Annotated in this window: 19 protein-coding genes; 13 read left to right on the forward strand and 6 right to left on the reverse strand. The window is 68.3% G+C overall.

Translation table 11 applies throughout. The features are described 5' to 3' along the window. Positions 1-465 precede the first annotated feature (465 nt). Positions 466-2,313, forward strand: a complete 1,848-nt coding sequence (locus PV679_RS27425) for an APC family permease (protein WP_416069816.1) — start codon at positions 466-468, stop codon at positions 2,311-2,313. Between the two features lie 39 nt (positions 2,314-2,352). On the opposite strand, the gene PV679_RS27430 is transcribed toward PV679_RS27425, so the two are convergent. Then, positions 2,353-3,747: an LCP family protein gene (locus PV679_RS27430; protein WP_416069812.1), complete on the reverse strand. Its 1,395-nt coding sequence runs from the start codon at positions 3,745-3,747 to the stop codon at positions 2,353-2,355. Between the two features lie 400 nt (positions 3,748-4,147). Here PV679_RS27430 and PV679_RS27435 point away from each other — a divergent pair, with 400 nt between their 5' ends. From PV679_RS27435 to dhaK, 6 genes are all read left to right on the forward strand, one after another. After that, positions 4,148-4,696, forward strand: a complete 549-nt coding sequence (locus PV679_RS27435) for a hypothetical protein (protein ID WP_319683086.1) — start codon at positions 4,148-4,150, stop codon at positions 4,694-4,696. A 129-nt stretch (positions 4,697-4,825) separates the two neighbouring features. Continuing rightward, complete coding sequence (locus tag PV679_RS27440) at positions 4,826-5,260, forward strand: hypothetical protein (protein ID WP_319683087.1); 435 nt, start codon at positions 4,826-4,828, stop codon at positions 5,258-5,260. A 235-nt stretch (positions 5,261-5,495) separates the two neighbouring features. Then, positions 5,496-6,356, forward strand: coding sequence for a class II fructose-bisphosphate aldolase (locus PV679_RS27445; protein ID WP_319683088.1), 861 nt, complete (start codon positions 5,496-5,498; stop codon positions 6,354-6,356). 4 nt (positions 6,357-6,360) lie between these two features. After that, positions 6,361-7,149 carry an HAD-IA family hydrolase gene (locus PV679_RS27450; RefSeq protein WP_319683089.1) on the forward strand — a complete coding sequence of 263 codons (789 nt, stop codon included), beginning with the start codon at positions 6,361-6,363 and terminating at the stop codon, positions 7,147-7,149. Positions 7,150-7,175: 26 nt separating this feature from the next. Beyond that, entirely contained in the window at positions 7,176-7,829 is a 654-nt protein-coding gene (gene dhaL / locus PV679_RS27455) for a dihydroxyacetone kinase subunit DhaL (protein ID WP_319683090.1), read from the forward strand. 46 nt (positions 7,830-7,875) lie between these two features. After that, positions 7,876-8,871, forward strand: a complete 996-nt coding sequence (gene dhaK / locus PV679_RS27460) for a dihydroxyacetone kinase subunit DhaK (RefSeq protein ID WP_319683091.1) — start codon at positions 7,876-7,878, stop codon at positions 8,869-8,871. 103 nt (positions 8,872-8,974) lie between these two features. Here the strand turns inward: dhaK and PV679_RS27465 are convergent, their stop codons facing one another. Continuing rightward, positions 8,975-10,075, reverse strand: a complete 1,101-nt coding sequence (locus PV679_RS27465; RefSeq protein ID WP_319683092.1) for a Gfo/Idh/MocA family oxidoreductase — start codon at positions 10,073-10,075, stop codon at positions 8,975-8,977. Positions 10,076-10,652: 577 nt separating this feature from the next. Here PV679_RS27465 and PV679_RS27470 point away from each other — a divergent pair. Continuing rightward, on the forward strand, positions 10,653-11,762 hold the full coding sequence (locus tag PV679_RS27470; RefSeq protein WP_319683093.1) for a PP2C family protein-serine/threonine phosphatase: 1,110 nt from the start codon (positions 10,653-10,655) through the stop codon (positions 11,760-11,762). A gap of 8 nt (positions 11,763-11,770) precedes the next feature. On the opposite strand, the gene PV679_RS27475 is transcribed toward PV679_RS27470, so the two are convergent. Further along, positions 11,771-14,077, reverse strand: coding sequence for an FdhF/YdeP family oxidoreductase (locus PV679_RS27475; RefSeq protein WP_319683134.1), 2,307 nt, complete (start codon positions 14,075-14,077; stop codon positions 11,771-11,773). A gap of 436 nt (positions 14,078-14,513) precedes the next feature. Here PV679_RS27475 and PV679_RS27480 point away from each other — a divergent pair, with 436 nt between their 5' ends. Then, complete coding sequence (locus PV679_RS27480) at positions 14,514-14,990, forward strand: hypothetical protein (RefSeq protein ID WP_319683094.1); 477 nt, start codon at positions 14,514-14,516, stop codon at positions 14,988-14,990. A gap of 13 nt (positions 14,991-15,003) precedes the next feature. Here the strand turns inward: PV679_RS27480 and PV679_RS27485 are convergent, their stop codons facing one another. Then, complete coding sequence (locus PV679_RS27485) at positions 15,004-15,738, reverse strand: YoaK family protein (protein WP_319683095.1); 735 nt, start codon at positions 15,736-15,738, stop codon at positions 15,004-15,006. 337 nt (positions 15,739-16,075) lie between these two features. Here PV679_RS27485 and PV679_RS27490 point away from each other — a divergent pair, with 337 nt between their 5' ends. The 4 genes from PV679_RS27490 (at position 16,076) to PV679_RS27505 (ending at position 21,127) form a co-directional block, all read left to right on the forward strand. Further along, positions 16,076-17,434: an Nramp family divalent metal transporter gene (locus PV679_RS27490; protein WP_319683135.1), complete on the forward strand. Its 1,359-nt coding sequence runs from the start codon at positions 16,076-16,078 to the stop codon at positions 17,432-17,434. Between the two features lie 108 nt (positions 17,435-17,542). Beyond that, positions 17,543-18,583 (forward strand): cupin domain-containing protein, encoded by a 1,041-nt coding sequence (locus PV679_RS27495; RefSeq protein WP_319683096.1) that lies wholly within the window; start codon positions 17,543-17,545, stop codon positions 18,581-18,583. Between the two features lie 109 nt (positions 18,584-18,692). Next, the gene (locus tag PV679_RS27500) at positions 18,693-20,132 is read left to right on the forward strand and encodes a cytochrome ubiquinol oxidase subunit I (RefSeq protein WP_319683097.1); all 1,440 of its coding nucleotides are present in this window, start codon (positions 18,693-18,695) and stop codon (positions 20,130-20,132) included. After that, positions 20,129-21,127 (forward strand): cytochrome d ubiquinol oxidase subunit II, encoded by a 999-nt coding sequence (locus PV679_RS27505; protein ID WP_319683098.1) that lies wholly within the window; start codon positions 20,129-20,131, stop codon positions 21,125-21,127. Before PV679_RS27500 ends, PV679_RS27505 begins: the two co-directional genes overlap by 4 nt. Positions 21,128-21,175: 48 nt before the next feature. On the opposite strand, the gene PV679_RS27510 is transcribed toward PV679_RS27505, so the two are convergent. Next, entirely contained in the window at positions 21,176-21,622 is a 447-nt protein-coding gene (locus PV679_RS27510; protein ID WP_319683099.1) for an SRPBCC family protein, read from the reverse strand. A 97-nt stretch (positions 21,623-21,719) separates the two neighbouring features. Then, a complete protein-coding gene (locus tag PV679_RS27515; protein ID WP_319683100.1) occupies positions 21,720-22,481 on the reverse strand; it encodes a thioesterase II family protein in 762 nt (253 codons plus the stop codon). Positions 22,482-22,536 lie beyond the last annotated feature (55 nt).

The raw sequence follows: 22,536 nt of genomic DNA on the forward strand, positions 1-22,536 counted from the left end.
GTGCGCGGCAGGTCGGACGTGCGAGACGGTTCGCCGAAGAGACTCACGGGTGTGACGGACAGCCACGGAGAAGACGCGCGGGACGGTCAGAGCTCAGGTGAGACCGCCGGCGCCCCGGTCGTCGTGCCCAAGCTCGACGCGGAACAGTCGATGCTGTTGCGGATGGTGGGACGCGAGTGGAAGCGGGTGTCCGCACCTCCCGAGACCTGGCACCACGCGCTGCCGGTGGATCCGGAGGCCGGCAGCTATCCAGAACCCGCGCAGGTCGTCCCGGCCCGCTTCGGCCGTTTCGTAAGCGTCACCACGCTCGGCGCGCAGCCGCACACGCCGGAGGCGGGTGGAGCGGAGAAGCACGGTTACGAGTCCACCTGGGAGGACATGGCCCTGCCCGGCCGTATCGCCCTCCGGGTCCGTCGTGTGCTCCTCGGGGCGCCGCTGGAGAGCACGGCGGTGGCACGCGAACGCATGCGCAAGCTCGTGGCGCTGCCGGTGCTCTCGGCGGACGCGCTGTCGTCCGTGGCCTACGGCCCCGAGGCGCTGCTGGTGATTCTGGTCCTCGGCGGCGCCGCGGGGCTGGCCTATTCGGTGCCGGTCGCGCTGGCGATCGTCTTTCTGATGCTCGCCGTCGGAGTCTCGTACCGTCAGACGATCCGCGCGTATCCGCACGGCGGCGGTTCTTACATCGTCGCCACCGACAATCTGGGGCGCGTGCCGGGGCTGATGGCGGCGGCCGGTCTGATGACCGACTACATCCTCACGGTGGCCGTCTCCGTCTCGTCCGGGATGGCGGCGGTCACCTCGGCGCTCCCCCGGCTCGCCGACGATGTCGTCCCGATCGGTCTGCTGGTCATCGCGTTTCTGCTGGCGGGCAATCTGCGCGGAGTCCGGCAGGCCGGCGCGTTGTTCGCCGCGCCCACCTACGCCTTCATCATCGCCGTCCTGTCGCTGGTGGTCGTCGGGCTGTACGACGCCTCGGACCGCGGCTTCGACCCTGTCCCGCCGCCTCCGCTGCACGCGGTCGAGGGCGTCGGCGTGCTGCTGGTGATGCGGGCCTTCGCCTCCGGGGCGACGGCGATGACCGGTATCGAGGCGATCTCGAACGCGGTTCCCGCGTTTCAGCCCGTGGCGTGGCGCAACGCGCGCACCACACTGACCTGGATGATCGGGCTGCTCGTCGTGATGTTCGCCGGCACGATCGCCGTCGTCCATTTCTCAGGTGTCGTGCCCGCGCCCGGCGAAACGGTGCTGTCGCAGCTCGCCCGCCGCAACTTCGGCTCCGGCGCGATGTATGTGTTCATCCAGGCGGCGACCGCGCTGGTGCTCCTGCTCGCGGCCAATACGGCGTACAACGACTTCCCGCGCGTGCTGTTCCTGCTGGCGCGCGACGACCACGCTCCACGGATCTTTCTGCGTCTCGGCGACCGGCTGGCGTTCAGCAACGGAATCATCCTGCTCTCGGTGGCGGCGGCGTTGGTTTACGCCATCTTCGACGGCAGGACCGCGGCGCTGATTCCGCTGTACGCCGTCGGTGTGTTTCTCGCCTTCACACTGTCCCAGAGCGGAATGGTGGTCCACTGGTGGCGTGGGCGCGACCGGCACTGGCGCAAGAGCCTGTGCTTCAACGCGGTCGGCGCCCTGCTCTCGGCGGCCGTGTTCGTCACGGCGGGAATCACCAAGTTCACCCAGGGAGCGTGGCTGGCGATTCTCACTGTCGGTGTGTTCCTTCTGGTGACGACACGGATTCGCCGGCACTACGACGCGGTGCGCGAGGCGCTGCGCCTGCATCCCCAGTCCATCGAGATTCCCGGCCGCACGATGTCGCCACGGCCCGACGACGATCCGTCGGCGCTGCCTTCCGCCGTGGTCCCGCTCCGCGAGAAACAGGACGCGGAGGCCGAGAACACACCGGAGGAGATCCGCCATCTGTCCGTCGTGGCTGTCGATGTGCTGCATCAGGCCAGCATGCGGGCGCTGGCCTACGCCGCCTCTCTCCAGCAGCCCGTCCTCGCCCTGCATGTCAGTCCCAGTGAGGAGGACGCCGAGCGTTTCCGGGAGAGCTGGCTGCTGTGGGGCGGCCATCTCCCGCTCAGGATCATCATTTCCCCTTATCGTGCCATCGTGGCGCCGCTGATCAGCTATATCGAGTCGCTGCACCATCAGCGTCCGGATCTGACCATCACGGTCATCCTTCCCGAGATCGTGGTGCGCCACTGGTGGCACCGGATTCTGCACAGTTGTCTGGCCGGGCGGCTGCGGCGCGCGCTCCGTCCGCTGCCGAAGATCGTGGTGACGACCGTGCCCTTCCATGTGTAGACCGGGTGCGGCCGGTGGACGGCTCGGCGGCGCCCGGCTTCAGCCGGTGGGCGCCGGCAGGTCGGGACCGATGGTGAGGGTCACCGTGCCGGGAGCCGCCTCGGCGGAGCGGGCCGGCTCCAGACCGGGAAACCTCTCGGCGAGCGCACCGGCCTGGGCCGCCAGACCCTCGGGATAGGTGAGGGTGGTCCGCCCGGCCGGTCCCGGTGCGTTGCCGGTGGCCGCGATCACGAAGCCGAGCGCGCTCAGCCTGGCGGCGGTCTCGCGGGCCTTGCCGGGCACACCGGTGCCGTTGAGGACGGTGACCCGGACGGTGTTCGCCGCCGGAGGCAGCCGGTCGGCCGCCTTCTTGAGCCGGTCCTCGGTGATCTCCCGGTCGTGGCTGAGTGCGGTGAACAGCGTCTGGGAGGCGGACGGGTTCCAGACGACATTGGCCTTGTCGCTGGGGACGTCGCGTTCTCGCGGATAGTTGGGGACGGTCAGGAAGGTGATGCGGTCGGTGGGCATGCCTTTGATGCTGGACGCCAGTTCGTACAGGGGCTTGAGCCCGGCCAGATCGGGATCGGTGGTCAGTGACTTGGTCGCCGAGTTCATGAATCCGTACAGGGCCTTGGGGCTGTACAGCTTGGCCTTGGCCTTGGTGGCGAGGGCCTCCATGAACTCCTGCTGACGGCCGATGCGTCCGATGTCCGTGCCGTCGCCGAGGCTGTAGCGGGCGCGTACGTAGCCGAGTGCTTGGTCGTCCTTCACGTTCTGGCATCCCGCCTTGAGGTCCAGGTGCGCCTTCTCGTCGTGTATGGCCTGCTTGGGACAGACCTCGACGCCGCCGAGCGCGTTGACCATGCCGGTGAATCCACGGAAATTCATGATCATGAAGTGGTCGACGCGGACCTGGGTGTTCTGCTCGACGGTCTTGATCGCGCAGGCGGCGGCCTTGGCGGTGTCACCGGTGGAACCACCGATCGCGAACGCCTCGTTGATCTTGAAGTGATGCGGTACGGAGGAGTTGCCGTTGCCCTGGGCGCAGGCGGGGATCCGCACCCAGGAGTCACGGGGGAACGACACCACCGTGGCCCACTTCCCGCTGCCGCCGACATGCACCAGCATCAGGGTGTCCGACTGCATGGTGGTCAGGTCCTTGCCATAGGAACCGTCCAGCCCTTTGCGGCTGTCCGAGCCGATGACCAGGATGTTCTCGCCGCCCTGGGTGGCCCTGGGCCGGTTGTCGCCGAGCTCGCCGTCCACACCGGCGCCGTGGATGTTCCCGCTCAGCCGGGTGTAGAACCAGCCGCCGGCGCCGGCCGTGCCGAGCACCAGTGCGGCGGCCGACAGACCGAGCAAGCGTCCGATCCGGCGCCGCGGCGGCCGCCTGCGCTGGCTGCCGCCGCGCGGTGAGGCCGAGCCGTGCGCCGTCCTCAGATCTGCTGTGTCCACCGCGTCAAGCTCCTTACTGCGTGCCGGGCACGGGATGGGGTCGGGCCGGTGTCCGTGGAAAAACCGCGATCCGGCCCCGGGCGCCCGGCCCCGGCGGGCGCGCGAGTATGACGTGGGGACCTGCCGCGACGGCGAGGCGGGCGGAGTTGAGTCTGTGGACGTACATCGTCAGCAAAAGGTAGACGATCGCGGCCGCCGTGATCAGCCGTTGCCCAAAGCTGCTGTCGAACTGCCCGATGGTGAACGGCGCACCGGGGCCGCCGAGTACGGCCGGGCGTCCCCGTACATCGGACGGCTCTGCCGGGTGGCCCGGTGCCGGGCGGTGCCGTGTAGTGGGTGGTGCGGGCGCGATCGGCGGTTGGTGTGCTGCCGTTGGGGCGGCCGGAGATGAGGAGTCCCGATGAGGATCGGCACCAGGACAGCGGCCGCCGCGGCCGTTCTGTGCGCCGCGGCCGTCGCCGGATGTTCCGACAACGGCGGTGGCGGATCGTCGGCCTCGAAGTCACCGACTCCGGTGGCCTCGGTGACTTCGGTGACCGCGTCGTCTTCCGCCGAGAGCGCGCGGACGGTGTCCGTCCATTCCGGGTCGCTCGGGAAGATCCTCGTCAACGGCAAGGGCCATGCGCTCTATCTCTACGAGGCGGACAAGACAAAGAAATCCACCTGTTCGGGAGAGTGCGCGCGGACCTGGCCGCCGCTGATCGTCACCAGAGCGCCGAGGGCGGGCGGCGGCGGTGTCAAACAGACCCTGCTGGGCAGCGTCAGCCGCAGCGACGGCAGCAGGCAAGTCACCTACAACGGCCACCCCTTGTACACGTTCAAGGGCGACAAGAAGGCGGGCGTCGCGAACGGCCAGGGCGATCTCTCCTTCGGCGCCAAGTGGTACGTCCTCGACACCGCGGGCAAGAAGAACACCACCCCTCAGCAGAACAGCGGCGGCGGGTACTGACCTGCGGCACGAGCAGGGTCCGACGGCTCGGAGACACCCTCATCGTCCGCTGACCCTTCGGCCCGTGGTGCAACAGGAGAAGCGATGTCATCAGACACCTCCGCCGCGTCCTCTCGTCCCCCGCGGCCCATGCGTCTCCTGCGGGGCGCGGCAAGGCTGCTGGCCGCGGCCGGACTCGCGGCGGACGCGTATCTGCACGCTCATCTGGCCGACCGGTACGACGAGGTGTCCGCGAACATCAGCCAGGGCGACCTCTTCCGTATCGAGGCCGGCCTGGCCGCGCTCGCTGCCCTCCTCGTGCTGGTCTGGCGCCGCGTCCCGTCCGACGCCTTCGCCTGGCTCGTCGCCACGGGCGGGCTGGCGCTTCTGCTGATCTACCGTTATGTCGACGTCGGCCGGCTGGGCCCGATCCCGGACATGTACGAGCCGGTCTGGTTCGGTGAGAAGGTACTCGTCGTCGTCGCCGAGGCGGTCGCGGTCCTCGCGACCGCGTTTCTGCTGGTCACCTTCCGTCACCGCAGAAGCCGTCTGAGCCGGCGAAAGCACCGGAGCGGCCGCGCCTGACGAGCGCGCCCGTCCGTGGCCGCCTTGATGACGCCGTCTGCCGGCACAGGCATGTCCCGCAAAGGAACGCGGCGCCGGTCGATGTTCCGGTGCCCGCGGAAGGTATCCCGGAGCGGCGGTGAAAACCCGGCTGAGTGGCGGCGCCGCCCCGGCGGGCGTCGAATGGATCAGGAGAGACCGGTCTCGGTCAGGAGGGCCCGGTCCCCATTGGGTGAGCCCGATCCCAGGAGTACACGTGTCCGTCGTGCCGCTGACCGACATCTTGTCCGACGCCTTCAAAGAGCGTTACGGCGTGCCGGCCATCAATGTGTTCAATGACCTCACCTTGGAAGCGGTCCTCGCGGCCGCCGTGGAGAATTCCTCACCACTGATCGTGCAGACGTCCGTCAAAACGGTCAAATCAATCGGCAGTGATGTGCTCTTCGCCATGTGGACGTCGATGACAGCCGGTATCGAGGTGCCTGTCACGCTGCATCTGGACCACTGTCCGGAGCGCGAGGTCATCACCGAGTGCCTGCGGCGGGGCTGGAATTCCGTCCTGTTCGACGCCTCTCATCTGCCGGTGGAGGAGAACATGCGGCAGACGGTCGAGGTCGTCGCCGAGGCCCGCCGGCACGGCGCTCATGTGGAGGGCGAGATCGAGTCCATCACGGGTGTCGAGGACGACATCGGCACCGACAGCGTGGCTCGCCAGCAGGATCTGGAGGTGACTCTGGAGTTCCTCAGAACGACACATGTCGATGTCTTCGCGCCCGCCATCGGAAACGCTCACGGCAGCTACAAGCACGAACCAGTACTCGATTTCCAGCGGGTCTCCGACATCGTGGCGGCCCATCCACTGCCGATCGCGCTCCACGGCGGCAGCGGACTTTCCGACGAACAGTTCCGCGACCTCATCTCCCGTGGGTGCGCGAAGGTCAATATCTCGACCGCGCTCAAGGAGAAGTTCATGAAGTCGAGTCTGGCCTTCCTCGAATCAACGGCGGAAAAGCAGAAATGGGACCCGCCGTCCCTGTTCCGGTCCGTCCGCCAGGATGTCATCGGAATGACCGGCTCGCTCATGACGCTTTTCGGCAGCGCCGGCCGGGCCCGGTGACACCGTGCCCGCCCTTGTCTTCGACTGCGACGGTGTCCTCGCCGACACCGAGCGCTACGGGCATTTGCCCGCGTTCAACCAGACGTTTCAGGAGTTCGGCCTGCCCGTGCGGTGGAGTGACAGCGACTACGCCGAGAAAGTGAAGGTCGGCGGCGGCAAGGAGCGCATGAAGACACTCCTCACTCCCGGCTTCATCGCCGCGACCGGCCTGCCCAGCGATCCCGAGGCGCTCGACGAGCAGGTCGCCCGGTGGCACCGGCGCAAGACCGAGATCTACACCGGGATCATCGCCAGTGGTGACATTCCGGCCCGGCCCGGTGTACGGCGGATCGGCGCCGAGGCCGCCGCCGCCGGCTGGACGCTGGCCGTGGCCTCCACCTCGGCGGAGCCATCCGTACGCAGCGTGCTGGAACTCGCCATGGGCCCCGAACTCGCCGCGCGCTTCAGTGTGTTCGCCGGCGACATCGTCCCGCGCAAGAAGCCGGCGCCGGACATCTACGAGTACGCGGTGGACCAGCTCGGACTGGACCCGGCGGACGCCGTCGTGATCGAGGACAGCCGCAACGGACTGCTCTCGGCACTGGGCGCGGGCCTCGGATGCGCGGTCACGACCAGCGCCTACACCGGGCTGGAGGATTTCACCGGTGCGTGGCTGGTCGTGTCGTCCCTCGGCGATCCACCGCCGGAAGAGGTCACCACGGAGGTGCTGAGCGATCCGTTCGGCTCGCACCCGCGTCCCTTTGTCCGGCTCGCCGATCTCGAATCCCTGCTCGCCGCCGCAGGCGCGAAGTGATGACGTCAGGAGAGTCAGGAGCCGCCATGTCATCGACAACAACCAGTGATCTTGAGTTCGTTGTCAGAACCGTCGCGCGGACGGCGGTGGACAAGGAGCGCGAGTTCAGCGAGCTCGACGCCGTCGTGGGCGACGGAGACCTCGGATACTCACTCGCGCGCGGCTTCGAGATCGTTCTCGCCGACTGGGACTCGCTGGACCGCGGCTCTCCTTCCGCGTTTCTGAAGCAGGTGGCTCTGGTGATCTCCAAGCGGGTGGGCGGCACCTCGGGCCCGCTGTGGGGTACCGCGTTCCTCCGGGCTGCGGGAGCCGTCAGCGACCGTTCGGACCTGAGCGGTGAGGACGCCGTCGCCATGCTGCGCGCCGCCGCCGAGGGCATCAAGGCGCGAGGCAAGTCCGACCTCGGTGACAAGACACTGCTGGACGCGCTGATCCCGATGACCGACGCGCTGGAGAAGGCGACGAAGACCGGCGAGGGCCCGGCGGCCGGTGGCGCCGGTCTCGCCAGGGTCGTGGCCTCGGCGGCACGTGCCGCCGCTGAAGCGACCACCCCGATGCGGGCCAGGCGAGGCCGGCCGAGCTACACCGGCGAGCGCAGCATCGGGTCCCCGGACGCGGGAGCCATGGCGGTCGCCATCATGGCGGAGCGCGTCGCCGACGAATGGGCGGAGCGCACATGAACCGCTCGTGGCCCGTCCCCGCCCGTCGAGATCCAGGAGCGATCGCATGAAGAAGTTCGTCAACGACCCGAAGAACTATGTGCCCGAGATGCTGCAAGGGCTGGCCCTGGCCAATCCCGGCACCCTGCGGTACGTCCCGGAATTCAACCTGATCACGCGCGCCGACGCGCCCCGGGCCGACAAGGTCTCCATCGTCCAGGGATCGGGCTCCGGACATGAGCCGTCGCACGTCATGACCGTGGGCAAAGGGATGCTCGACGCCGCGTGTCCGGGCGACGTCTTCTCCGCGCCGCCCACCGACTACGTCTATGAGACGGTCAAGCTGATGGCGTCTCCCAAGGGCGTCCTGTTGCTGGTCAACAACTACACAGGCGACCGGATGGCCTTCGAGATGGCCGAAGAGCTCTCGGTGGCCGACGGTGTCACCGTCCGTACACTGTTCATCGACGACGACGTGTCCGTACAGGATTCGACCTACACGGTCGGCCGCCGCGGAGTGGCGGGCAACTTCTTCGTGATGAAGGCCACCGGCGCGGCGGCCGAGCGCGGCGCCGGGCTCGACGAGGTGTACCGGATCGGCGAGAAGGTCAACTCCGTCACCCGCACCATGGGCATGGCGCTCACCGCGTGCACGCCGCCGGCCAAGGGGTCCCCGCTGTTCGATCTGCCCGACGACGAGATCGAGATGGGCGTGGGAATCCATGGCGAGCCGGGTCGGCGGCGCGAGAAGATGAAGCCCGCGGACGCCATCGTGCGCGAACTCCTCAACGCTGTCGTCGAGGATCTGCCCTATGTCTCCGGTGACGGTGTCGCGCTGATGGTCAACGGCCTCGGCGGCACTCCGATCGGCGAGCTCTATCTCGTGTACGGGCTGGCCCACAAACAGCTCGCCGAACGCGGTATCGAGGTCCGCCGGAGTTATGTCGGCGAGTACTGCACCTCACTCGACATGGCCGGCGCGTCCATCACACTGGTCCGGCTGGACGACGAGATCACCGATCTTCTGGAGGCCCCGGCCGAGATCCCGATCCGCGTCTTCTGACCGCCGCGCGCCGAGCGGCGGCCGTACGGTCCGGCACAGCGCCCGCACACCCGCGGCCAGGACGCGGGGGCACTGTGCCGCGGTCCTGCCGCGCCGGTGTGTTTCAGCCCAGCCGCTGCGTCCGGCCCGTGGCGGAGGCGCGCTCGATCGTGTCGATGAGCCGGTGCCGCGCGAGGGCATGAGCGAAGCCGGGCACAGTGTGAGTGCCCTCTCTCAGGTCCCGGGCCAGGTCCAGATAGACCTGGGCGACGTTGCGCGCGCGTCCGGTCACCTCGGCGGGAATGTCCGCCGTGTACGACTCGGGCACCTCGATCCGCCGCACCGCGGGCTCGTCTCCGCGGGCACCTTCCAGTGTGAGGTCCGCGACCTGCATGTTGCCCCAGGACGAGGACAGGACGAGATCGCCCTCGCTGCCGTTGATCTCCCAGCGGTAGTTCGCTCCGCGCGAGGCACCGCCGCGATAGAAGGCGGAGAGCGCGGCGCCTCCGGCCAGTGTGCCGATGACCGCGATCTGGTCCGGAGCGGTCACCGGAAGCATGCTGCCGTCCTCGGTCACCTTGACCTGTTCGCGCGCGGTGATGAGGTTGGCGGCCAGGCTGGTGGGATCGCCCAGCGTGAAGAAGAGCGCGTCGAGAGCGTGCAGTGTGGCGGAGGTGAGCGCCGAGGCACCACTGGACCTGTCGAACCGGTAGGCGTTGCCGTGCCGGTCGACGTCGGGTCCCCAGACCATGCCGGAACCGACCAGTGTCGTCCCGAGGACCTTGCCGATGTATCCGTCGTGGATCAGGTCGCGGGCGTGCCGGATCTCGGAGGCGTACTGTCCCTGGAGCCCGATCACGGTGCGCACCCCGGCCGCCTCGGCCCGGCGGGTGAGATCGGCCGCCTCTTCCAGACCGGTGCCCAGCGGCCATTCGCTGTAGACCATCTTCCCGGCGTCCAGAGCGGCGGAGATCAGCCTGTGGTGCTCCGGGACCTTCACGGACACCACGACGAGGTCGACGCCGGGATGCGCGATGAGGTCATGGTGATTGTCGAAGGCGGCGCCGACGCCGAACTTCCTGGCCGCCGCTTCCGCGCTTTCGCGTCGCGTGGTGCTGATCGCGCGCAGTTCGTACGCGGGCAGCGCGCCGATGACGGGAACGTGGCTGATGGACGCCCATCCCTGGGCACCCGCGCCGATGATTCCCACGCCGGTCTTCTTCATGTTTCTCACCTTTCCGGAGCCGGTGACGACCGCCTCGGACGTCAATCTTTACCGGCCGTTCCAATATTCGCGGACACCGATATCCCGTTCGGGAACTCCGGGTGCGCGTCTCCGCATGACCGTAAGCCCTTCTGGAACGCTCAGTCAAATATCGGTCCGGGGCAGTCCACGCCATGACGGCGGCCGAGGCTCTTCGGCCGGATGAGGCGGGGCGGCGGGCACCGAAGTGCCGTGCCTCGGCAGGCATCGCGGAGGCGGCCCCGGTGAGCAGCACACCGCTCCATTGTGACCCGCTTCGGGGTAGCCTGCTGTATCAGAGCGCGGCCGGAGCACGAGGTGTATCTGCCTTGGACATCGGCCGGCGTGTGTGGTCGTCGTTGTGTTCCGACCGGTCAGTCGCACGACACACGCCGGAAAGTCCTTCCTGTTCCCCAAAAAATCTGCATCCCTCTCGCAGAAGTTCCCGCGGCTCATCCCAGCCCCGTGGATCCGCCGTATCGGCCTTCCCTCGCTGTCCGAGGCGCCGGCTGTCCGACGCGCCGGCGGAACTTCTGGTCCGACCCCTAGGAACAGCGACATGGCACGCACCCAGGCAAGGTTCTTCCTACCCGACGAGCCGGCGCACAGGTCCATCCCGGAGCTCCCGCGGGGCATCGCCATCGCGTCGGCGATCATTCCTTATGTGCTTGTCGCCGCCTATTCCCTGGCCGCTCTTCTGACAGGCCCCGGGCTGCGCTGGCTCTCGATGCTCGCCACCGCGCCGGCGCTGGCCGCCGCGCGTTACGGGCCGTACGGTGTGGTCGCGTTCGGCGCCGCCTCGTTCGTCATCGCCGTGATGCTCGGACTGCGCCCCGGATCACCGTCCATGGAGGACCAGTCCGTCGGACTGGTGGCGCTGGCCGTGGTCACCACGGCCAGCGCACTGCTGAGCGCGCTGCGGCAGCGCCGGGAACGCGAGCTGGTCGCGGTCCGGTCCGTGGCCGAGGCGGCGCAGCAAGCCATCCTCGCGCCGGTGCCGGAGCGGGTGGGACCACTGCGCATCGCCGTGCGGTACAGCGCGGCGGCCGCCGAGGCCAGCATCGGAGGAGACCTGTACGGAGTGGTCCTGACCCCGTTCGGGCCACGCGCCATCATGGCCGACGTACGGGGCAAAGGTCTGCCGGCGGTCAGCACCGCCGCGCTCGTCCTGGGCATCTTCCGCGAGGCCGCGCACAACGAACCGAATCTTCTCCATGTCGTGGACCGGATCGAGCGAAGCCTTCGCCGCAATCTCGCCGGCGACGATTTCGTGACCTCCGTCATCGTTGGTTTTCCTTCTCCGTGCAGGCTTCAGGTCGCCAACTGCGGCCATGTGCCGCCGCTTCTCGTCCACCAGGGAACCGTCACCGCCATCGACGCGGAACCGCCGGTGCCGCCGCTGGGGCTGCTCGAACTCAGCGACGCCAAGCCCTGTCTGACGACCCTCCCCTTCACGGAGGGCGACCAGCTTCTCCTGTACACGGACGGTGTGTCGGAGGCCCGCGACCACAACGGCGCGTTCTTCCCACTTGAGGAGCGGCTGCGGCAGCATCTCTCGGCCGACTCCACCGAAATGCTGGACGCACTGCTGGAAAAGCTGCTCGATCACAACGCCGGCCGGCTCGACGACGACGCCGCGCTCCTGCTCATCCAGCTCCCCGCCAGGTGAGCGGCGGGCTATCGCGCCGTCGTTGTCTCTGTGTGAGGTGTGATCCGCACCTTGAGGCTCTTCATCAGTGGCTGAGCGCTCTCCTGGCTGTAGTCGGCCGCTCCGATGAGCGCGTTCATCTCCGGCATGTATCCGGCGGCGCAGCCGGCCGGGATGTCATAGGGAACGGCCCGGTACTCGCGCAGAGCACGGCTGCTGCCGTCCTTGGCGACACTGACGACATCCACCAGTCCACCGGACACGATATGGCGGGCGCGCATATCGTCGGCGTTCATGAACACCAGCGTGCGCAGGTTCTCGATGCCCCGGTAACGGTCGCTGTCGGAGTAGATGGTGGTGTTCCACTGGTCGTGTGACCGCATGGTCTGGAGCAGCAGCGTCCCCTCGGGCGGAATGACGTCCGGCAGTGGAGCGGTGGAGAACTCGGCCCGGCCGGACGGAGTGAGGAACACCAGCTCCCTGGCAGGCTGACGGATACGGAAGCCCAGCGGCAGCCTCACGCGACGGTTGAAGTCCTCGAATCCGTCCAGGACCTCGGCCATCGTGTCGCGGATACGGTCGTAGTCACCGGTGTAGTCGTCCCAGGGAGTCGGACTGTCCGGGAGAGTGGCGCGCGCCATACCGGCGATGATGGCGGGCTCCGAGAGCAGGTGCGGCGAGGCCGGACGCTTCATGCCGATGGACAGATGCACCATGCTCATCGAGTCCTCGACGGAGGTGGCCTGGACGCCCGCGCGCTGGTGGTCCTTCTCGGTGCGTCCGAGACAGGGCAGGATGAGCGCGCGCTCGCCGTGGACGACATGGCTGCGGTTGAGTTTTGTGCTCACGTGCACCGTCAGCGCACAACGGCGCAGGCCCTCCTGAGTGTAGGCCGTGTCGGGAGCGGCGAGGGCGAAATTCCCGCCCATGCCGACGAACACCTTCACCCGGCCCTCGTGCATGGCCGCCACGGTGCCCACCGTGTCCAGTCCGTCCTCGCGCGGCGGCTCGATGCCGCACACCTGGGCGAGCCGGTCGAGGAACGGTCCCTCCGGTCGGTGGTTGATCCCGCAGGTACGGTTTCCCTGCACATTGCTGTGGCCTCGCACCGGAGACGGGCCGGCTCCCTCGCGTCCCAGATTGCCGCGCAGCAGAAGGACGTTGACGATCTCGCGGACCGTGTCGACACCGTGTTCGTGCTGGGACACTCCAAGACACCAGCTCATCAGGGTGCGGGCCGACTCCGAGTAGACCTTGGCGGCGGCGAGGATGTCGGCTCGCCGGAGTCCGGACTGGCGCTCCAGCTCCTCCCACGGCGTCGCCTCGCACAGCTCCCGGTAGGCGTCGAAGCCATGGGTGTAGCGCTCGATGAACCTCCGGTCGAGGGCCTTGGGATCGCCGCGCGCCTCTTCGAGGACCGCCTTGGCGATGCCTCTCATCAGGGCCATGTCACCGCCGCCGCGGACCTGGAGGTTCAAGGTGCTGGTCGGAGTGGAGTGGAATGTCGCCATCCGGGTCAGCTCGTGCGGCACGATGGTGCGGGTGGCCGCCGCTTCGATCAGCGGATTGATGTGCACGATCCGGGTACCGCGCCGGTACGCCTCGGCCAGCGCGGTGAGCATGCGCGGAGCGTTGGACGCGGCGTTGACGCCCATGATGAACAGGGCGTCCGTGGCCTCCCAGTCCGCGAGGTCCGCGGTGCCCTTGCCCGTTCCGAGCGAGGCGTACAGTGCCCGGCCCGACGCCTCGTGGCACATGTTGGAGCAGTCGGGCAGATTGTTCGTACCGAACTCCCGGGCCATGAGCTGATAGAGGAACGTCGCCTCGTTGCCGAGCCGGCCCGAGGTGTAGAAGGCGGCCTGATGAGGGCTGTCGAGTCCGCGCAGCGTGCCACCGATCATGTCGAACGCCGCCTGCCAGGTGATCGGCACATAGCGGTCGCTGTCCGGGTCGTACGTCATGGGCCCGGTCAGCCGGCCCTGGTCCTCCAGGTCGAAATCGCTCCAGCCGGCGAGTTCGGACACGGTGTGAGCCGCGAAGAACTCCGCGCCCACACGTTTCCGGGTCATCTCCCAGGTGACGTGTTTGATGCCGTTCTCGCAGATGTCGAGTTTCAGTCCTTTGATGTCGTCGGGCCACGCGCATCCCGGGCAGTCGAAACCCTCGCCCTCGTGATTCATCTTGAATATGGCGCGAGGCCCGTCCAGCAGTGCGCCTTCACGTGCCAGTACGCGTGTCACACTCCCGGCCGCGCCCCAGCCGGCGGCCGGATGGTCGTAGTCATGGCGGCGCGGTTTCCTGCGCGCGTCCGGCCTGTGTCCTCGGGCGGGCTTCACGCGCCGGGCCGGATCCGGTCCGGCGGAATGGGAGTCCGGCTGATGCGGGGCGCCGGACGGTGTGTGGTCTGGAGCGCTCACGGTCTCACCTTCAGACGTAACGACGTGTCGCCTCCCAGCGCGTAAAAGCCTAGTGGCTCGGCCAGGCACTGTCCTGTGCTGCCCATCCGGAACGGCCCCGCCGCGAATCCGAGGGAGCCCGCGCCGAACGCCTCATAACGTCCAGCGGCGGCCCGGACTCACCGGTGGCGGCGACCGGCCGGGCGGTGTTCACTTTTATCCGGACGGCTCGCTCGACGGATGTCCGCCACAACGGATCCACCCGTTCCGGGAGGCTACTGACGTGTTGCGCGCACAGTGTCGAAAGGCCACGCGCCGTGGAGCATACGGAGCGGGCGGGCTGCTGGCGGGCGCCCTGCGAGGGGCCGCGGCGGGTATGGCGGGAACAACCGCTCTCGATATGACCAGTTATCTCGACATGGCTCTGCGCGGCAGGCCCGCGAGCACCACTCCCGAGGTCACGGTGGAGCGGCTGTCGGAGAAGTCCCGGATTCTCGTGCCCGGTTCCGGTGAAAAGCGGCAGAACCGGATCGCCGGTCTCGGTCCGCTGACCGGTCTCGCCGCGGGCGTGACCATGGGAGCGCTCATGGGCGTCGCACGGAGCGCGGGATGGCGGCCCGGGTTCCTCGCGGACGGTGTCGTGGCCACCATCGGAGCGCTGATCGGCACCAACGGGCCGATGACCGTACTCGGCGTCACCGACCCGCGTACCTGGGCCGCGAAGGACTGGGTGGCCGATGTCGTGCCTCATCTCGCCTATGCCGTCATGACCGTAACTGTCCTGGACGGTCTGGACCGGCCGCGGAGAAGCGCGGGCACGAGGCGATTCTTCTGCCGGGCGGCCGGAAGGTAAGGCGTTCGCGTCTTCATGGGGCCGTTGGTCCTCTCCCGTTCGCCGGAGCGAAGGAGAGCGCCAAGGTGGCCGCCAGCAGAGCGGCGGGCAGGACAGGTGCGAAGGGACGTGCCCAGGTCACCAGGGCTCCGCTCAGGGCCGCGCCCACCGGCAGCACACCGATGAGCACGATGTTCGACCGCTGCAGCCTCCCCGTCGTGACAAGCTCGGCCAGAATCCCGGTGAGCGTGCCCGTGAGGTACGTGGTGGAGACATCGCGCGCTCCCGCGACGCGGATCAGCCCGCTCTGACAGCCCATGGCCAGGGACGCCGTGGCCAGCAGGCCGAGCTGCGCCGCCATACCGGGAGTGCCGCCGACCGCGATCCAGCCGCCGAGGAATCCACAGACGAGCAGAAGCTCTCCGGCCAGCGCCGTTCTGGCACCGTCCCAGCGGAACGGCTTCTCCCGTGCGGGCCGGATGCCGCACCAGGCGCCGCCCAGGATGCCGCAGACGTATCCGGCGAGCGCCACCACGACGTGCCCGGCGAGCGTCAGGTCGTCGGACCCCACCGCCAGGCCGAGCAGGGCGAGGTTCGCCGTCATCACACTGGTGAAGACGCCGCCGAGAACCATAAAACTGATCGCGTCGACGGCACCGGTCACAAGCGTGAGCGCCACCACCGTCGCCGACGGCACGGAACCCTTCTGACGACTCAGCCAGCCGGTCGTTGTCGTCGCGCGGCCGGCCGAACCGGGCTCCGCTGCCATACACGGCTCCAATCCCTAATTAATTATCGAGACCCGATCGCCGGGCGCCGGCGTACGCGCCGCCGCGCGCCGGCCTGACCCGAATGCCAGCAGCGTTGGCGCCTCTCAGGAGACATTCATATGTTGAGGACTGTCCCCGAATCCCCGGCAGGCGCGCGACGACAGCTACGGCGTCTCGCCGCGTTGCCGGAACGCCCGAATGGCCCGAATGCATTCAGTATGCGGGCGCTTCTCCGCCTTGCGACGCACCGCATCCGACGCCGCGCGCTGATCCACCAGGCATTACGGGACAGCCCTTGGGACTGTCCCGCAGAATAAGGAGCGTGCCTTGATACCCGTGGGTCTCCCGTCCCGAATTCCGGGACGGTCTCATCCGTACACGAATGAATCAACGGACGAGCGGATCGAAATCCGCAGTCCAGGAATACCGGACCCACCGGTCTCCGAAATCCTTGACACGGCTGTCGCACCCACCGCCTCCCGGCGCCCGGCGAAGCCGCGGGTCGTCACTCTCATCGGTCCTGCCTTCGTCGCCGCCATCGCCTATGTGGATCCCGGTAATGTCGCGGTGAATCTCACCGCGGGCGCCACCACCGGATATCGGCTGCTGTGGGTCATTGTGTCGGCGAGCGCCTGCGCGATGCTGTTGCAGTATCTGTCCGCGAAAATCGGACTGGCCACCGGTAAAAGCCTTCCGCTGCTGTGCCGTGAACGCTTCGGCTCAACCGCGCGGCGCCTCCTGTGGTGCCAGGCGGAACTGGTGATAATAGCCACCGAGATCGCCGAATTCGTCGGCGCGGCGATCGGTATGTCCCTGCTGTTCTCCACGCCGGCCTGGCTCGCCGTACTGCTGGCCGCCGCGGCTTCGCTGGCGGTGGTGACGCTGCGGCGCCGCGGTCGCTCTCGTAGCTTCGAACTGGGCGCGGCAGCCGCCCTGATCCTGGTCGGCGGTGGCTTCCTCTTCGACATCCTGGCCGTCGGCCACCAGTCTCCGGCCGGGCTGACGGCCGGTCTGATACCGGGCCGGCTGGACGGCGAGACCTTCCCGCTCGTCCTCGCGATGATCGGCGCGACGGTCATGCCGCACGCGCTCTATCTCCACTCCGCCATGGTGCAGTCGGGCCGGGACGCGCACGCCGCGCGCAGCGACCCGAGCGGTGTCCGGCGAGGACTGCGCGTCGACTGCCTGCTGGGGCTGGGGACGGCGACCTTGGTGAGCGCCTCGATGGTCGTACTCGGCGCGGGACTGGCCGTGGCCGGCGGTGCCTGGCAGGGAGATCTGTACGGTGCCCACGCCGAGCTGACCGCGCAGGTGGGCGGCGCCGCCGCACTGGTCTTCGCCATCGCGCTGCTGGCCTCGGGTGTCTCGTCCTGCGGTACCGGCGCGCTCGCCGGCGACGTGATCGTGGCGGGCCTGCTGACCCGGCGCGTCTCGCCCGCGCTGCGCCGGACGGTCACTCTGGTCCCGGCGGTGGCGCTGATGCTGACAGGAGTGCCGATGACGGCGCTGCTGATAGCCAGTCAGGTCCTTGTGTCGCTCGGCGTCCCGGTCGCGGTGCTGCTGCTGGTGCTGTTCAGCCGGGACCGGACACTGATGGGGCCACTGGCGAACCGGCGGTCCACCACTCTCGCCGCCTCGTCCATCGGCGTCGCGGTCACCTTCCTGGCGTGCGGCACTCTGCTGATGCTTCTCTGAGCGGCCGCGTTCCCATCCCGCACCACGTGTCACCGGCCGGCAGCGGCCCTCTTCGACACGCCCGCCACGAGCGCGTCGTCCACCACCTCAGCGAGCAGGAGCACCGCCATGGCCCAGTCCCCGCACGTACGGTCCCTGACCGCGCAGCCGTACACCACGAGCACCGCGGCAGGCACCATAAGCGAGTTGACGCAGGCGAACTTCACGGCCCTCAACCGTCTCTCCATCCGCCGCCTTGTGCTGGCGCCGCTGGCGGTGCGCGAACCGCACTGGCACGCCAACGCGAACGAGCTCAGTTACTGCGTACGGGGCGAGGCGCTGGTCTCGATGTTCGGCAACGGAAACGAACACCACAGCTTCACCATCGCGGCGGGCCAGATGTTCTTCGTTCCGTCGGGCGCTCTGCACCACATCGAGAACACCGGCCGCGAGGAGGCCGAGTTCATCATCGGATTCAGTCACGAGCGCCCGGAGGACTTCGGTATATCCGGCGCCTTCGGAGCGATGACCGACGCGGTGCTCGGCAACACCTACGATCTGCCCGCGTCGGCGTTCAGCGGTCTGCGGCGCGGACCGGCCGACACGAACATAGGCACCCGGCAAGCTCCGGCGGAGATCCCGCTCGACGCGCGCAGGAAGGATCCGTACAAGTTCGACGTCGACGCGATGCCGGCGCCGGTGGCCTCCGCGGCGGGTTCCGCGAGAACCGCGAGGACGCAGTACTGGCCGGTCCTGGAGAACATCTCCATGTACTCCCTGCGGATCACCGACGAAGGCATGCGCGAACCGCACTGGCATCCCGTCACCGCGGAGATGGGATACGTGCACGAGGGCCGGGGACGCATGACGCTTCTCAGCCCGGGAGGAGAGGTCGACACCTATCTGCTGAGCCCGGGCGATGTCTACTTCATCCCGAGGGCCTATCCGCATCACATCGAGGACATCGGTGAAGGAGAACTGCACTTCCTGATCTTCTTCGATCAGAGCACTCCCGGCGACATCGGCTACAAGGCGTCCGTCGGCGGATTCAGCAAGGAGGTCCTCGCGGCCGCGTTCGGTACCACGCCGGACGACATGGCCGATCTGCCGTTCACCGCGGAGGACCCGCTGCTGGTCCCTCGCCGGAATCCGGTCGACCCGGTCCGCTGACACCCATCAGTGGTCTCCACCGTGCTCCCGGGCGTCCGAACGGGTGGTGTCACCGGCCGGTCCGTGTCACCGGCGGCGCCGACCCGGCAGGCACATGAAAGATGCGGAAATGCCGTACTCACCTGATGCTGCCGGGATCCTGCTTCAGGCTCTGGCTTCGGCAGACGATCCGCCGCAGTTGCTGCCCGCCCGCGAGCAGATGGCCTTCACGCTGGGATTCCACATCATCCTCGTCCCGTTCGGTGTGGCTCTCACGGCTCTTATGCTCATCGCCAACTACCGCGGTCTGCGTCACGGTGACGTACAGGCCCTGCTTCTCGCACAGCGCTGGTCGAAGGTGGCGGCCGTACTGTTCGCCGTCGGAGCGGTGACCGGCACCGTACTGAGCTTCGAACTCGGAATCCTCTGGCCCCGGCTGATGGGCCGCTACGGCGCCGCCTTCGGCTTCCCGTTCGCGATCGAAGGCATCTTCTTCTTCCTGGAAGCGATCTTCGTCTCGATCTACATCTACGGCTGGAAGCGGCTTCCTCCCTGGGTGCACTTCTGGACGGGCGTGCCCGTCGTCCTGGCGAGCATCGGTGGCACCTGCGCGGTCGTGGCGGCCAATAGCTGGATGAACCAGCCGGGCGGAATCACGATGCGTGACGGCCGCGTGGTGGAGGTCCGTCCGGCGGAGGTGTTCTTCAACGGCGCCTTCTGGTTCGAGAGCATCCATATGCTGCTGGCCGCGTACATCGTCGCCGGCTTCACGGTGGCCGGTGTCTACGCCGTGGGAATGCTGCGGGGCCGCCGCGACAGCTATCACCGGCTCGGATTCCTCACCGGTTTCGTCGTGGCCGCCGTCGCCATGCCCGTACAGATCTTCGTCGGCGACATCGTCGCCCGCCAGGTGTTCAACAGCGAGCCCGCGAAGTTCGCCGCCATCGAACTGCTGCCCACCACCGGGAACCATGTCCCGGAGACGCTCGCCGGTGTGCTGATCGACGGCGAGGTCCGCTACGGCCTCCAGATCCCGGACCTGGCCTCGCTGCTGGCGGACTTCAGACCGTCCACCGAGATCCGCGGGCTCGACGCGATCCCGCCCGCGGTGCGGCCCGAGGACGCGGCGGTGAGCATCGTGCATCTGGCCTTCGACATCATGATCGGGACGGCGTTCGCGCTGTTCGCGCTCTCCCTCTGGTTCGCCTGGCTGTGGTGGCGCCGGCGGGAGGTGCCCACCAATCGCGTGTTCCTCTGGTGTGTCGCCCTGAGCGGAGTCGTCGCGGTGGTGTCACTGGAGAGCGGCTGGGTGGTCACCGAAGTCGGACGGCAGCCCTGGACCGTTGTGGGCCTGCTGCTGACCAAGGACGCCGTGGCGACGCAGGGCAATCTCTGGCCGTTCTTCGCCGCCGCCCTGGCCATCTATCTCGCGGTGGGCACCGGCGCCGTACTCGTCCTGCGGTCTCTGACACGGCGCTGGAGAGACGGAGGCGACGACGCGGTCCATGTCCCGTACGGTCCCGACCAGCCTCTCACCGGCGCACACACGGGAGAGGACCGCCAGACATGAGCGATGCCATCGCGGTCATTCTGTTCGTCGGCGTCATCGCCTACGCGCTCTTCGGCGGGGCCGACTTCGGTGCCGGTTTCTGGGACTTGACCGGCGGCGGAGCGGCGCGCGGCAGCAGGCCCCGCCGTCTGATCGATCTGACGGTCGGTCCGGTCTGGGAGTCCAACCACACCTGGCTGATCTACTGCCTCGTCGTGCTGTGGAGCGGTTTTCCCACCGCGTTCGCGGCCATCACCACGACGCTGTACATTCCGCTGGGCCTGGCCGCGCTGGGCATCGTGCTGCGCGGAGCGGGCTTCGCGTTCCGCAAGGCGTCGTTGCGTACGCCGGAGCAGCGGGTCTACGGAGCGGTGTTCGCGCTGTCCTCGGTGGTCACCCCGTACTGCTTCGGAAGTCTGGCCGGTGCGATCGCTTCCGGGCGGGTACCGGCCGGCGGGAAGGGCGATCCTCTCGGGAGCTGGCTCAACCCGACGTCCGTGCTCGGAGGAGTGCTGGCGGTTCTGGTCTGCTCCTATCTGGCCGCGGTGTTTCTGACCGCCGCCGCGCGGCAGAGCCAGAGCCCCGATCTCGAAGCGTGGTTCACCCGGCGCGCGCTGCTCGCCGGAGCCGTCACGGGTCTGGTCAGTCTGGCCGGGATCTTCGTGCTCCAGGCGGACTCGCCGCGCCTGTTCCACGAGTTGAGTCACCGTGGACTGCCACTACTGATCATCTCCGCGCTGAGCGGCCTGGCCAGTCTCTTCCTGCTGAGGACCAGAAGAGCCGGCGCGCTGCGCATGCTGGCGGCGCTGGCCGTGGCCGCCGTCGTCTGCGGATGGGGAGTCGCCCAGTATCCGTATCTGCTCGGCACTCATCTCAGCCTCGCCGAAGCGGCCTCGCCCACACCCACGTTGTGGGTGCTCGCGGGCGTCGCCGGCGCCGCCGTACTCCTCATCGTTCCGTCTCTGGCATTCCTCTACGTCCTGCACAACCGCGGCAGGCTCGGCACGAGAAACTGACCGGCGGCCGGAGAAGCGGCGGCGCCGGGATCGGTCCCGGCGCCGGACTCAGGACGCTTCGACGGCCCTCTTGATGCGATCGCCGAAGGCGGGCGCGTCCTTGCGGGAGGCGCTCAGGGCGACACCGACGAGGAGTTTGCCGAGGCCGTGCCCCTCAAGGACGTTGTAGATCCGCACCCGGGTTCTTCCGTCGGCGATGGATTCCAGGTCGTAGCCGCCCTCGGTCGCGGTGATGAGGTTCTTGGAGACCTCGGTCCAGCGCACCTTGCGAGGCGCTTCGATTTCGGTGATACGGAACTCCCGCCCGGTCTTCATCCCGGCGTCCTTGACGGTGCTGCGGAAGACGGTGCCGACCGTGGTGGCGCCGTCCGGCGTCTTCGCGATCTCCTGCACCCGGGGGCTGAACTTCGGATCGTTCCTTCCGTCGGCGAGGAAGGCGAAGACCTCCTCGATGGGCCGGTTGATCTCCGTGGTCGCCTCGAACTGTCCAGCCATGCCCACTCCTCGATTGGAAAGTCAACGTAGGGTACGCGGACGCCCATCGGATGGGGTGTGTTTGGGAAGGAGCGTCGGAGCGCTTCCCACGAACATCTCAGTGCCGGACGAGTCGAGTCAGCCTCTCGGTCAGGATCGCGATGAGGCCGGGCAGCGATTCCTCGAAGTAGAAGTGTCCGCCGCGCAGAACACGCGCGTCCGCTTCTCCCGTGGTGTAGTCCTTCCACAGGGCCGCGTCATCGGGCGTGACCGCGGGATCCCGGTCGCCCGCGATGCTGACAACGGGACAGGTCAGCGGAGCGCCCGGGGCGTAGCGGTACGCCTCTGTCATCCGCAGGTCGCCGCAGATCACCGGAAACGCGAACTCCCAGAGCTCTTCGTTCTCCAGCAGTGCCGCGCCCGAGCCACCGAGATATCCGAGGTAGTCCCGGATCTCGTTCTCCTCGAACGTGAGGCCCCTGGGAGTGCGTGCCGCCGGCGCCTTGCACGCGGACACGAAGAGCGCGGCCGGCGGCGAGGAGGAACGCCACTGAAGCCGGCGGGCGACTTCGAAGGCCACCAGCGCGCCCATGCTGTGTCCGAAGAAGGCGGTGGGCCGGTCGAAACCGGCGATGTCCTCGGCGCCGCGCAGGATCTCCTCGGCGAGCTCGGGAATTCCCGCCGGGATCGGCTCGCCGTAACGGTCCTGCCGGCCCGGATACTGGACGGTGACCAGCTCAATCCATTCCGGCAGCAGCTCCGCCCAGCCGTGAAAGGCGCTGGCGGCTCCGCCCGCGTGAGCAAAACACACCAGCCGCAACCGCGCCCGGGGACGCGGCGCGAACCGCCGGATCCAGTCCTGCCGGGGCACACGGGTCATCGTCCACTCCTTCGCCGTTCGAACGCGGCCATCACGCCGTGCGGGTGACTCTCCA

Origin of the sequence: Streptomyces sp. AK02-01A (assembly GCF_033795305.1) — a bacterium.
GTDB lineage: Bacteria > Actinomycetota > Actinomycetes > Streptomycetales > Streptomycetaceae > Streptomyces.

What these genes read in the sequence shown, in the direction of transcription:
- PV679_RS27485 (WP_319683095.1), bottom strand. Translation starts at nt 15,738, where the DNA reads ATGGCAGCGGAGCCCGGTTCGGCCGGCCGCGCGACGACAACGACCGGC.
- PV679_RS27470 (WP_319683093.1), top strand. Translation starts at nt 10,653, where the DNA reads ATGGCACGCACCCAGGCAAGGTTCTTCCTACCCGACGAGCCGGCGCAC.
- PV679_RS27495 (WP_319683096.1), top strand. Translation starts at nt 17,543, where the DNA reads ATGGCCCAGTCCCCGCACGTACGGTCCCTGACCGCGCAGCCGTACACC.
- PV679_RS27480 (WP_319683094.1), top strand. Translation starts at nt 14,514, where the DNA reads ATGGCGGGAACAACCGCTCTCGATATGACCAGTTATCTCGACATGGCT.
- PV679_RS27465 (WP_319683092.1), bottom strand. Translation starts at nt 10,075, where the DNA reads ATGAAGAAGACCGGCGTGGGAATCATCGGCGCGGGTGCCCAGGGATGG.
- PV679_RS27505 (WP_319683098.1), top strand. Translation starts at nt 20,129, where the DNA reads ATGAGCGATGCCATCGCGGTCATTCTGTTCGTCGGCGTCATCGCCTAC.
- PV679_RS27440 (WP_319683087.1), top strand. Translation starts at nt 4,826, where the DNA reads ATGCGTCTCCTGCGGGGCGCGGCAAGGCTGCTGGCCGCGGCCGGACTC.
- PV679_RS27500 (WP_319683097.1), top strand. Translation starts at nt 18,693, where the DNA reads ATGCCGTACTCACCTGATGCTGCCGGGATCCTGCTTCAGGCTCTGGCT.
- PV679_RS27425 (WP_416069816.1), top strand. Translation starts at nt 466, where the DNA reads ATGCGCAAGCTCGTGGCGCTGCCGGTGCTCTCGGCGGACGCGCTGTCG.
- dhaK (WP_319683091.1), top strand. Translation starts at nt 7,876, where the DNA reads ATGAAGAAGTTCGTCAACGACCCGAAGAACTATGTGCCCGAGATGCTG.
- PV679_RS27435 (WP_319683086.1), top strand. Translation starts at nt 4,148, where the DNA reads ATGAGGATCGGCACCAGGACAGCGGCCGCCGCGGCCGTTCTGTGCGCC.
- PV679_RS27515 (WP_319683100.1), bottom strand. Translation starts at nt 22,481, where the DNA reads ATGACCCGTGTGCCCCGGCAGGACTGGATCCGGCGGTTCGCGCCGCGT.
- PV679_RS27510 (WP_319683099.1), bottom strand. Translation starts at nt 21,622, where the DNA reads ATGGCTGGACAGTTCGAGGCGACCACGGAGATCAACCGGCCCATCGAG.
- dhaL (WP_319683090.1), top strand. Translation starts at nt 7,176, where the DNA reads ATGTCATCGACAACAACCAGTGATCTTGAGTTCGTTGTCAGAACCGTC.